Origin of the sequence: Sporosarcina sp. FSL K6-6792 (assembly GCF_038004885.1) — a bacterium.
GTDB lineage: Bacteria > Bacillota > Bacilli > Bacillales_A > Planococcaceae > Sporosarcina > Sporosarcina psychrophila.
The window spans coordinates 616,472-628,716 of record NZ_JBBOSA010000001.1 but is presented as its reverse complement, the minus strand read 5'-3'; the positions used below and the strand labels follow the sequence as shown (position 1 = coordinate 628,716).

11 protein-coding genes and 1 other annotated feature are annotated in these 12,245 nt (G+C 36.8%); of the genes, 10 read left to right on the top strand and 1 reads right to left on the bottom strand.

The genetic code is table 11. The features are described from left to right. The first annotated feature begins 6 nt into the window (after nucleotides 1-6). The 6 genes from MKZ26_RS03000 to MKZ26_RS02975 all read left to right on the top strand — a co-directional run bounded on the left by MKZ26_RS03000 (nucleotide 7) and on the right by MKZ26_RS02975 (nucleotide 5,613). The gene (locus MKZ26_RS03000; protein ID WP_067209151.1) at nucleotides 7-495 is read left to right on the top strand and encodes a hypothetical protein; all 489 of its coding nucleotides are present in this window, start codon (nucleotides 7-9) and stop codon (nucleotides 493-495) included. Nucleotides 496-774: 279 nt separating this feature from the next. Beyond that, nucleotides 775-1,043 (top strand) — a binding site (T-box leader). Between the two features lie 51 nt (nucleotides 1,044-1,094). Further along, nucleotides 1,095-2,726, top strand: a complete 1,632-nt coding sequence (metG, locus tag MKZ26_RS02995; protein ID WP_340764289.1) for a methionine--tRNA ligase — start codon at nucleotides 1,095-1,097, stop codon at nucleotides 2,724-2,726. Between the two features lie 241 nt (nucleotides 2,727-2,967). After that, a complete protein-coding gene (locus tag MKZ26_RS02990; RefSeq protein ID WP_340764288.1) occupies nucleotides 2,968-3,444 on the top strand; it encodes a hypothetical protein in 477 nt (158 codons plus the stop codon). A gap of 293 nt (nucleotides 3,445-3,737) precedes the next feature. Then, nucleotides 3,738-4,316: an aminoglycoside adenylyltransferase domain-containing protein gene (locus MKZ26_RS02985; protein WP_340764286.1), complete on the top strand. Its 579-nt coding sequence runs from the start codon at nucleotides 3,738-3,740 to the stop codon at nucleotides 4,314-4,316. A gap of 52 nt (nucleotides 4,317-4,368) precedes the next feature. Beyond that, nucleotides 4,369-5,142: a Cof-type HAD-IIB family hydrolase gene (locus MKZ26_RS02980; RefSeq protein WP_340764285.1), complete on the top strand. Its 774-nt coding sequence runs from the start codon at nucleotides 4,369-4,371 to the stop codon at nucleotides 5,140-5,142. Nucleotides 5,143-5,151: 9 nt separating this feature from the next. Continuing rightward, a complete protein-coding gene (locus MKZ26_RS02975; RefSeq protein ID WP_340767600.1) occupies nucleotides 5,152-5,613 on the top strand; it encodes a DinB family protein in 462 nt (153 codons plus the stop codon). Nucleotides 5,614-5,723: 110 nt separating this feature from the next. Here MKZ26_RS02975 and ccsB read toward each other — a convergent pair whose 3' ends face one another. Then, a complete protein-coding gene (gene ccsB / locus MKZ26_RS02970; protein ID WP_340764283.1) occupies nucleotides 5,724-6,923 on the bottom strand; it encodes a c-type cytochrome biogenesis protein CcsB in 1,200 nt (399 codons plus the stop codon). Nucleotides 6,924-7,810: 887 nt separating this feature from the next. On the opposite strand from ccsB, the gene MKZ26_RS02965 reads away from it, so the two are divergent. From MKZ26_RS02965 to MKZ26_RS02950, 4 genes are all read left to right on the top strand, one after another. Next, on the top strand, nucleotides 7,811-8,719 hold the full coding sequence (locus MKZ26_RS02965) for a cation diffusion facilitator family transporter (RefSeq protein WP_340764282.1): 909 nt from the start codon (nucleotides 7,811-7,813) through the stop codon (nucleotides 8,717-8,719). A 374-nt stretch (nucleotides 8,720-9,093) separates the two neighbouring features. Continuing rightward, on the top strand, nucleotides 9,094-9,381 hold the full coding sequence (locus tag MKZ26_RS02960; protein WP_067209184.1) for a metal-sensitive transcriptional regulator: 288 nt from the start codon (nucleotides 9,094-9,096) through the stop codon (nucleotides 9,379-9,381). Between the two features lie 75 nt (nucleotides 9,382-9,456). Next, a complete protein-coding gene (copZ, locus tag MKZ26_RS02955) occupies nucleotides 9,457-9,657 on the top strand; it encodes a copper chaperone CopZ (protein WP_082786566.1) in 201 nt (66 codons plus the stop codon). 120 nt (nucleotides 9,658-9,777) lie between these two features. Then, nucleotides 9,778-12,189, top strand: a complete 2,412-nt coding sequence (locus tag MKZ26_RS02950; protein ID WP_340764280.1) for a heavy metal translocating P-type ATPase — start codon at nucleotides 9,778-9,780, stop codon at nucleotides 12,187-12,189. Nucleotides 12,190-12,245: the final 56 nt, after the last annotated feature.

The window sequence follows — 12,245 nt, the reverse complement described above, 5'->3', positions numbered from 1 at the left end:
GAAATTATGAATAGAGAACATTATTTATATGAAGAATTTATATGTATTTCTGGATTATTAAATCAACAGTTAGACATTGTACCCGTCTTATATGGTTCATTAGGTCTTGGAAAAGTAACAAATATCGACTTTTCTCCTCAAGATATTGATATACTTGTGCCCTTAACTTATTTAGAAGAAAAATGGAAATTTCTCCAACATACCATGGAACAGCTAGGCTATAGAATGGTTAACTTACAGGAACATGAATTTATTAAAAATGATATTAAAATTGGGTTTGCTTTTACGGAAGATTTATTGGAATTTGCGGATGTAGATTATACAAGTTTAAACCTATTTGAAGATGCTGGTTCAGAATATTATTTACCTACGATTTTGGATTTCGTTAAAGTCTATAATAAATCGCTAGAAGATGGCTATAGAAGAACAAAAAATAACAATAAGGACTTGGATAAATTAGAGATTTTAAATATAATTATACAGAATACATTATAATTACAATGAATATAAGTTCCCAAAATGGCATAGTCTAGATGAGGAAATAACTTACATAAAAGTAACTAGATTTATTTTTGCAATCGAAATTATTTTTGGCGCAACTCATTATTCACTAATCCCATAAATAATGCATAGTGACTCCTTCACTTGTAATAATCCACTGTAGTGTATCGCTGACGTTGTGATACAAGTATGGTTTACATGAACAACGAAATACGTTTATTTATTATTTGCATTTACACACACACTTCTCTATAATCAATTCAAACCTTATATCAAACGGCGATGACGAGGAAAAGTAATGAGACGATGTTATATAGAGAGCTTCTGTTGGTGGAAATGAAGCAAACTAGTCTGATGAACATGATCTCCGAGCTTTGCACTGAAAATCCGTGGATGAGTAGGCTGCAACAAGATTTGGCACTTGTTACAAATGTCAAAGTATACTCGCATGAATTGTAGCGACGTACTTACTAAGACAAGTGGCGTGAGCTATTTGTGAATTAAGGTGGTACCACGAGTGAAATATTAACCTCGTCCTTATCGATACGATAAGTGGCGGGGTTTTTTGTATGCCCTAAAAAGGAGGAATTGGTTTGAGCATTTTAATTGGGGGCGCGTGGCCATATGCCAATGGGTCATTGCATTTAGGTCATATCGCAGCGTTGTTACCGGGGGATATTTTAGCGAGGTATTACCGACTAAAGGGTGAATCCGTCTTATATGTGTCAGGTAGCGATTGTAATGGTACACCTATTTCGATTAGGGCCAATCAAGAAGGGCTAGCGATTCAAGATATCGCAGATCGCTATCATCAAGAATTTATAGAAAGCTTTGCGATACTGGGATTTAGTTATGATTTTTATTCCAGAACGGATAGTCAACAACATCATGAAGTTGTCCAGCGGATTTTCTTGCAGCTACTTGAGAATGGATATATTTATAAAAAAGAGATTGAACAAACGTATTGTAAGTTTGACCACCAATTTTTACCGGATCGGTATGTGGAGGGTGTTTGTCCGAACTGTGGACATCCATCTCGTGGGGATCAATGTGATAATTGTTCAACCATCCTTGATCCGCTTGATTTAATTGACCGTAAATGCAAAATTTGTGGCAATGAACCAACCACAAAGGCAACGGAACACTTCTACTTTTCATTAAGTTCATTTCAACATGAGCTAGAAGAGCAAGTTAAGAAGGTTCGGGCAAACAAAGCGTGGAGAGAAAATGCCATCCATTTATCAGAAAGATATTTGACAGAAGGTTTACATGACCGCGCTGTGTCCAGAGATTTACAAAATGGAGTTAGTGTCCCAGTACAAGGTTATGAGGATAAAAAAGTGTACGTTTGGATTGAAGCAGTATCAGGTTATTATTCGGCCAGTCAACAATGGGCGATTGACACTAATCAAAGTGATGAAGCTTTTTGGAATGAAGCGACCGTATCTTACTATGTACATGGGAAAGACAATATTCCCTTCCACTCGATTATTTGGCCATCTATTTTATCGGGTATTGGAAAGGACGCTTTTCCAACACATATCGTTTCAAACGAGTACTTAACATTAGAAAAAAAGAAACTATCAACGAGCAAAAACTGGGCTGTGTGGGTTCCCGCCATTTTGGAAAGTTATGATCCTGACTCCATTCGATACTTTCTAACTGCAAATGCACCTGAAAATAGAGACGCTGATTTTTCGTGGCGTGAATTCATTTTCAGTCATAATTCTGAGCTTCTTGGTGCTTACGGTAACCTCGTAAATCGGACGTTGAAGTTTATTGACAAGTCATTTGAAGGGGCTGTTTCTGGAAACCTGGATCTAGATATTATAGAAATGATTCAATTTAGATATGGTGAGATTGGTCACTTGATTGAACAAGGTCATTTTAAACAAGCGATTGAAACGATTTTTGAAACCATTCGTTTCGGAAATAAATACTTTGATACAAAACAACCTTGGAAAGAAATCCATGAGAACAGGGAAGAGTGCAAGAATATTTTACTTACATGTGTGCATATTATTGCAAATTGTGCTCAGTTATTATCGCCATTCCTACCTTTTTCAAGTGATAAAGTGAAAGCAATGTTGAATTTAGCACCATTTACTTGGGAACCCATAGAAAAATCAATATATCAAACCTTTCAAGTAAGTCCTTTATTTGAACGAATCGATTTAAATCAGATTGAGGTTGAATTAGAGAAGCTAAGATTGAATTCGATTTAAGCAAAGGGTATGATTGGGATAAAAATGAGCTCAATGTGAAAAGTACTTCTATGGTGTATGTGTGTAAAGTTAGAAAATGAAAGGAGCCTAATTTTAAGATACATCGAAATCGGGCTCCTCTCTAGTATTAAATCGGCGCAGCTTTGATTGTAGTTTGCTAATAATTTGAACCTTTTGTCATACTGCTCGTCTAACTAATGGAAGTAATTTGCAACCCATTGACAAAGGGGGGATATGTACTATGAAGCAAAGGAAATATGTTGTTATTTTAATGTTTTTGCTTGTATGTGTAAGTTTACTCGTTATGAATCCTTTTAAAGAAGATATATGGGATTCTAATTTTAAATTGCTTAAAAATGAAATTTTGTCAAAAAATGCAACTAATAAAAAGGTGAATTTGACCACATTTACCCCATTTGAATGGGATAAAGTTTATTCATTCGATCCATATTTTTCAAAAGAAACGATATATGAAATAATAGGATATAAGTGGGGGAATATCAGTGAAACAGTCAGTGAGGGCATGAATCAAATCGTTTTCATGAAAGACGGAAAAGTGGTTTGTTATCTATATGGTTATCCTGAGAGTAATAAGTTTGGGATATTCTTTGAAGGTACAGATTCTATAGACAACGTGAAAATTTTATATTCAGAAGATAACGAAGTTTTTGATGTGACGAAAAATGGAGATATTGTTTATTTAAAACACAGTAAATAGGATTCATTGTACTAGTGGAGAATTATGCATTTTTATTAAGGGGAGAACTTGATGCAGTAATTACCAGTTGTTGTACAGACCATTCTAAAGGACTACATCGCCTTGTTTCATGAGCGTTTACCAAACACGCTCGAAGGATTTTATATCCAAGGATCAATTGCACTGAATGCCTATGTGAATGAGTCAAGTGATATTGATTTTATTGCAATAATAAATCGCCGTTTGTCAGGAGAAGAAGTGGAAGTATTAGCCGAAATTCATAGTATTATTGCCAGTAACTATCAAAACCAGAAATGGATGGAGTCTATGTTCTTTGGGAGGATATTGGTAAACTAGAAGCTGATGATAATATTTATCCTTTCTATAACGATGGTAAATTGAGTTATGGTGCTTATTTTAACTCTATCACTTGGTGGATACTGAAAACGAATGGAATTAGCATTTTAGGTCCAGAACCAACTGCGCTAAGATTTGAAGTTGAACCACAGCTCTTAGTTTCTTATGTACATGAAAATATGAATACGTATTGGGCACAACGGATCCAAAGAATTGAGAGTTCATTGGGACAGTTACTTCATCTATCAGCCGAAGAGATTGATTTTGAAATTGAATGGTCGATTCTCGGATTGTTACGCCGATATTATACCTTAAAAGAACATAACGTACTATCAAAACTTGGTGCTGGCGAGTATGGATTGCTACATCTACCAGAGGAATGGCATCAGATAATTAAGGAAGCAATAAATGTTCGTAAAGGTGCTGGGATCGAGTTTTTCACTTCTGATGAGCAGAGAATTGAAATGGCTTTAAGATTTACGAAGTATATCATTAGTTACTGCAACAGCAGCTTAATCCAAAAACGTATAGTATGATTTAATGTCAATTTTCTCACTTTTCAACTTACTGCTACTGAAGGGGATTTTTATGGCTTACAAAATTGTGTTTTTCGATGTTGATGGAACAATAACGCACCATGAAGATGGGAGTATTTCAATTAATACTAAAGAAGCAGTCAAAGCATTAGTGAACAAAGGAATAAGAGTAGTAGCGGCAACAGGAAGACCATTATCTATGTGCGAAGAAATAAAAGCACTAGGAATAGATACGTTCATCACTGCGAATGGAGCATATGTCAAACACAATCACCAAGTTATTCATAAAGTGCCGATGGATAAAAATGTGATTCAAGAAGTCGTTGAATTTTCCTTTACAGAGAATCAAGGTCTTTCATTCTTCACTGAAGATTTTAGCATGAATGGTGTAAAAGATACTGAAATAGTAAAAGCGTTGAAGGAAACTCTATCATTGAATAACTATCCTACAATAAATAAACTGATTTATAATCAAGAGGTTTACTTAATGTGTTTGTATGCAACTGACGAAACGGTTGAGAAATACATTCAAAAATTTCCGTATCTAACATTTAAGAGATGGCATCCTTTTGTATTGAATGTACTACAAGAAGAAGTATCTAAATCATTAGCCATTATAAAAGTTTTAAAGTATTTTGACATTGATAAATCAGAGGCCATTGCGTTTGGTGATGGAGAGAATGACATAGACATGTTGGATTTAGTAGGACTTGGTATAGCTATGGGGAATGGGAATGAAAAAATAAAAACAATTGCAGATTTCGTAACTAAAAAGTCAAGTGAAGACGGAATTGAGTTCGCGTTGAAAAAGTTTGGAGTGATTTAATTGATAAATATGTTTCAGTATAATTGGCAAATCAGAGAAGACTGGTTTAAGTGGTGTGAAACCATCCCATACGAAGAACTCACTAAAAAACGTATGGGGGGTATGCAGAGCATAATACATAATCTATTTCATGTAATTGACTGCGAACAAATATGGGTTAATCAAATGCAAGGTACATCAGTCATCATTAAAGATATAAATAGAATATCAAGCCTTAATGTTGTTAAGTCATTTTCTAATCTAACCAAACCAGCAACAGAGAGCTTCATAAAATCACATACGTCTGAATCTGAAGATAGAACTTTGGTAGTAAAGAGTAGAAATGGTACTACTAATTCATTCTCGTTTGATAAAATAATTACACATATACTATCACATGAAATTCATCATATTGGACAATTATCTGTTTGGTCTAGAGAAATAGGATTGAAACCTGTATCGTCTGATTTACTATTTAGAGATTTAATTTAGTTAACAATTAAATTCAACAAACTGTTAAAAAAAACGATTCCACCATGTTGAAATGGGGAATCGTTTTTTCGTTTAGTGAGTAACATAACTCGATCTATCAATATTTTTTATTAAGCATATGAATGCAGCCCAGCAATTACAAGGTTCACGAAGACTTGATTGAAAATAATTATTCCAAAACCAATGACTGCCATCCAAGCAGTTCTTTCTCCTTCCCATCCTTTCCCTACCCTTAAATGTAGCATTGTGGCATAAAATAAGAAGGTGATTAAAGCCCAAATTTCTTTCGGGTCCCACCCCCAGAAACGGCTCCAAGCAAATTGGGCCCAAATCATAGCGAATATCAGTCCACCAAGTGTGAACAAAGGAAAACCAATGATGACTGCTCGGTAAGTAATTTCATCCATATAGTTCGCATTTACTTTATGAGTAAGTGGTTTGAGTAGAGAAATGATTTTTCGCTTCGTGAAAAGACGAATCACTGTGTAGAGCACAGTCCCTACAAGGAATGACCATATTATTGTATTCAATTTTAATGCATCAATCGAGTTTGGAATCTCTATAATACCGTTTTTTTGATCGACAGCCTCATAAGAATTCGCATCCACTGATTGGACAACTACTGAGTTTTTAGGAACGGTAATGGCTGGTAATTTATAGTTATAAACGTCCATCTCAGATTTATGATTTTCGAATTGAAGATTTTTAGTATAACCGACTGCATTAAATGTGCTAGTCATTAGAATGAAGCCCAATACGACTACCATAAAATACATGACGAGCTCCAAACAGAATGTATTCTTGCTTTTTTCAGTTGGATTAACTGTTTTTAAAAGGTAGATAATACCTGTAACAAAAGATATGGACAATACCGCACTAGAAAAGGCTACTGTTAGTACGTGTATTGTTAACCAATTACTTTGCAAAGCCGGAATAAGGGGCGTTATATCTTTCGAAAATGCATTTGCATAGCCAAGAATTAGCAGTGCTATCGGAAGAGCAAAGAGTCCAATTACACTTTGGCGATATAAATAATACATAATCAGGAAACTTCCAACGAGCATAATGCCAAAGAACGTCATGAATTCATAAAGGTTGCTGACTGGTGCATGTCCGGCAACAGACCATCTAGTTATAAAATAAACAATCTGTAAAATGAAACCTACCCAAGTCAGTGTTATTCCAAGTATTGAAAATATCTTTCTTTTCGATCTAACTGCTAGTCCTAAAGGAATAATTGCTAGTAAGTAGATAAAAAAGGATATATAAAGTGCTGTACTGCTTAAACTGATTAATGAACTTGTAGACAAGATGGAACGCCTCCTCTTACATGTTTTTAAAATCTCTTTAAACTACAACCTGAGTAGAATGACTGATGTTTATGCATAAGTTTGATTTTCAATACCGATAGTAACCTCCAACTCACTGATAATATTGATTATCTGATTTACTCAGATACACCAATTTAATCCAGTGTAGCATTCGCAAATTTGAAATGGAGGAAGAGTTCCGACAATTTCATGACTTGAAGTCATCGTATGAATTAGGTTTTACCATTCGAGATGTATTATTGTTAATTTCGGCCGGAAAACCGGCTGATTGTGTAGGTTCCTCGATTGCTAGATAGTCGACTGATCATATTTTAAACAACCGTATGATTCCATCGCCCAAATGCAGTTTTAGAGCTATTCTATATAACGGTTGAAAAACAAGATATTGTATTAGAGGACTAATAGTAAGCCTTTTCGAAATAATGAGGGATGGACTTTTTATTCTTTGATTTACATACTGCACGGGGGTATGGTAAATTGAAATTATTAATAAAGTAGTAGGTGTTCAAAATAAGAGGTCTAATGCAAGTACAAGGGAAGTCTTGCACTAGTTGTGTCAATTCAAATGAAGGTCTTATCGGTGTGTCTTCTGTCAAAGTCGATGTATGTTGTGGAGTTTGATAATGCTCAGAGAACTGAAGAAGGCTATACGTCATCTAATTACAACATAAGTAAATCAACAGTTTCAAACGTCATGTACGGGTAGAAAGTAGTTTATTGGATTATGCCTTTAGGTTTAATCATTCTTTTTAAATAAATTATACCCCCATTATGTATATGGGTAATCTACATAATTATAGCCAAACATAAATGTTTAGCTCGACAGTTATACTGGAGAACGACTAAAAGATAAGGAGTGATTTTTCATGCATGATCACGACCACGGTCATCATCACAGTCACGCTAGAGAAGGAAATAAAAAAGGACTTGCGATAGCATTTGTAATTACTGCCGGGATTATGCTGTTAGAGTTTTTTGGAGGTTTGCTGACGAACAGTTTGGCTTTACTTGCCGATTCGGGGCATATGTTGAGCGACGCGGGGTCATTGGCGCTAAGTTTAGTAGCAATTTGGTTTGCTGCGCGGGCGGCTTCACCTAAAAAAACATACGGTTATTATCGATTTGAGATTTTAGCAGCATTATTTAACGGGGTAACGTTGTTTGTCATCGCAGGAATGATTGTTTATCATGCGTATGGACGTTTCTTTGAGCCACAGACTGTTGCGAGTGGTTCGATGATTATCATTGCGTTCATTGGGTTAGCGGCCAATCTACTTAGTGCTTGGTTTTTAATTAGCAAAGGCGATGTGAAGGATAATGTAAATTTACGCAGTGCCTATCTGCATGTCCTTGGCGATGCACTTGGTTCTGTCGGAGCGATTATAGCCGGGATTGTTATGTACTTCTTTGACTGGTATGTTGCAGACCCAATTATCAGTGTTGTCGTGGCGTTGTTAATCCTAAAAGGTGCATGGGGGATTATTAAACAGACGATTCATATTCTAATGGAAGGTACACCGATTACAATTGATCAACAAGAGGTCAAGCAGACATTAGAAGCGATCGAAGGTGTTATCAATGTACATGATTTGCATGTATGGACAATTACATCCGCATTGGATTCACTTACTTGCCACCTGCTAATTAAGGATAATGAAGATGAACAGCGCATACTTCAACAAGCGATTCAACAAATCGAGAAGCAGTTTAAAATCATGCATACAACGATTCAAATTGAAAAGTCTGATTTGCAACATGCAACACCTATCGTGTAACTAAAGAGATGAAGGAGGATTTAGTTTAGAGAAAATGGTTAAACTAGCAGGGAATGGTGGAATCGCATTTGGATCAATATTATATGCCAAGCAACTAGCAGTCATGGCAGAGTAAATGAGTGAAGTCGATGAACTAGAGTTGACGACGTCCCAGCAACTGTACATTGAGGTAGTGGAAAGTAAAGTCACAGGGATGACGGATCGATTTAAGGCACCGAAAAATATAGTGAACATAGCAAAAGAAGGGAACCATTTTTCAAATTAGTGCATTATTTTGAGGGGAATAACCTAAAAAGCGAACTCGTTGACCCACACCAAGTAAAATGCTAATATAGGGGTACGGGGTATATGCACCTGCTTAAGGAGGTAAAATCATGGAGGAATCAACCAAAACAACAGTCCAACCAAATAAACAACAGCTTCTTAACCGGTTAAAACGTGTAGAAGGACAAGTAAGAGGCGTTCATCAAATGGTCGAGAATGATCGCTATTGTGTCGATATTTTGCATCAGATTAGCGCGATTCAATCAGCCATGAACAAGGTTTCTTTAGCCTTGTTAGAAGATCATACACATCACTGTGTAGTCAATGCCATTAAAGGTCAGAATGGTGATGCGGCTATTAAAGAATTGATGGACGTTATGAAAACAATGACGAAGTAAAAATGCTCCTCGCTTGACATACCTAACAGGGGTATAGTAAGTTTAGGGTAATAATAAAAATAGGAGGTTTTTAATTTGAAAGAAACGTTAAAAGTAGAAGGCATGTCATGTAATCATTGTGTTAATTCAATCGAAACGAGCGTTGGGGAACTTACGGGTGTTTCAACAGTCAAAGTAGATCTTGGCAATAATGAAGTATCAGTAGAATTTGACAATGCAACTACATTTGCGCAAATCAAGGAAACGATTGAAGAGCAAGGCTACGAACTCGTTTAACGAATAGACTGTCAGCTTACACCACGTGGGGGTATATAGTAGTAGAAACGATTATACTTTTTGGTATGATCCTTCTTTTTGAAATAAATATACCCCTACCGAGTATTGGAGGAGAGACAAATGGCTACTTCTGAAAAAACGTTACAAATTACTGGAATGACTTGTGCAGCATGTGCGAATCGCATTGAAAAAGGGCTCTCAAAAATAGAGGGTGTTGAGAAAGCAAACGTTAACTTTGCATTGGAAAGTTCAACAATCGTCTACGATCCAGCTAAAACGAATGTCAATGAGTTTAAGGCGAGAGTTGAAAAACTTGGATTTAACGTCGTTCAAGAAAAAGTAGCTTTTGACATTTCAGGTATGACTTGTGCGGCATGTGCGACGAAAATCGAAAAACGTATTGGCAAGATGGATGGTGTTTCCAACGCAAGTGTTAACTTTGCGCTAGAAACAATTGCAGTCGAATATGATAGTAAACAAGTTGAAACAACAGAGATGATTACGGCCGTTAAGAAAATGGGCTATGAATTAATTCCAAAACAAGATAGCAAAGACAAAATGGATCACAAGGAACAAGAAATCAAAAAGCAAGAGAAAAAGTTCATTATTTCACTGATTTTAACGATTCCATTACTATGGACAATGGTGGCGCATTTTGAGTTTTTATCATTTATTTATATGCCTCATATTCTAATGAATCCGTGGCTTCAGCTTGCATTTGCGACGCCTGTTCAATTTATCATTGGCGCTCAATTTTATAAAGGTGCTTTTAATTCACTACGGAATAAAAGTGCCAACATGGACGTATTGGTTGCTCTAGGTACGAGTGCGGCATACTTCTATAGCCTTTATTTATCGATTGAATGGATGAATAATGGCAAAGTTGGAAGTCCCGAGCTATATTTTGAAGCGTCCGCTGTCATCATTACATTAATCGTACTTGGTAAATTATTTGAAGTTCGTGCAAAAGGTAAAACGAGTCAGGCGATTCAAAAGTTACTAGGTTTACAAGCTAAAACAGCGAGAGTCCTAAGAGATAGCTTTGAAATGGAACTGCCGATTGAAGAAGTTATCGTGGGAGACACAATTCTTGTGAAGCCAGGTGAAAGGATTCCGGTGGATGGCGAAATTATTGAAGGACGTTCAGCCATCGATGAATCGATGATTACAGGTGAAAGTATCCCAGTTGATAAAGTTGCAGGTGATAAAGTCATTGGTGCGACAATCAATAAGAATGGTTCATTGCAAATCACAGCAACAAAAGTTGGAAAAGATACAGCGTTGGCACAAATTGTAAAAGTAGTGGAAGAAGCACAAGGTTCGAAAGCTGAAATCCAACGTTTAGCAGACAAAATTTCAGGTATCTTTGTACCGGTTGTTGTCGTTATTGCAGTTGCAACGTTCCTAATCTGGTTTTTCATTGTAACACCAGGCGATTTCCGTTCGGCATTGATACCAACAATCTCGATTCTAGTTATTGCTTGTCCATGTGCGTTAGGTTTGGCAACGCCGACATCGATTATGGCAGGGTCAGGTAGGGCAGCTGAAATGGGCTTACTCTTTAAAGGCGGAGAACATTTGGAAAATACCCGTTCAATTGACACTGTCGTGTTGGATAAAACAGGTACAGTGACAAAAGGTCAACCTGCGTTAACAGATATTACAGTGGCAGCAGGCTTTACAGAAGATGAAGTGCTGCAATTAGTTGCAACAGCTGAAAATCAGTCCGAGCATCCTTTAGCACAAGCCATTGTTTTAGGCGTCAAAGAAAAAGGGTTATCGCTACTTGACGTGTCTGATTTTGAAGCGTTACCGGGCTATGGTATCCGGGCAAATGTTAGTGGTAAAGAAGTATTAGTCGGTACTAGAAAATTGATGAACGACTATAAAATCGCTATTTTAGAATCGAATGCTGCTATGGAAAAGCTTGAAAGTGAAGGGAAAACAGCGATGCTGATTGCTGTGAATCATAAACTTGCAGGTATTGTGGCAGTCGCGGATACAGTGAAGGAAACATCGAAAGAAGCCATTGCTAGAATGCAGGCATTGGGTCTTGAAGTAATCATGCTGACAGGCGATAACCAACGAACTGCGGAAGCAATAGCTCGTCAAGTTGGGCTATCTCATGTCATTGCAGAAGTGTTACCAGAACAAAAAAGTGATGAAATTAAAAAATTGCAAGACCAAGGTAAGAAAGTTGCGATGGTTGGGGACGGTATCAATGATGCGCCAGCACTTGCGATGGCGAATATCGGAATGGCTGTCGGAACAGGTACAGACATTGCGATAGAGGCAGCAGATATTACTCTGATGCGTGGAGACCTTAATAGTGTAGCTGATGCGATTATTATGAGTCGCAAAACGATGCGCAATATTAAGCAAAACCTATTCTTTGCATTCTTCTACAACACAATCGGAATTCCTATTGCGGCAATTGGTTTATTAGCCCCTTGGGTTGCGGGGGCAGCGATGGCATTCAGTTCGGTGTCCGTTGTATTGAATGCATTGCGCTTGCAAAAAGTGAAATTGTAAAAGGAATGAAGCCATGCGGAAATTCTGCATGGCTTTTTTTAGTGTAGAGGGGGATT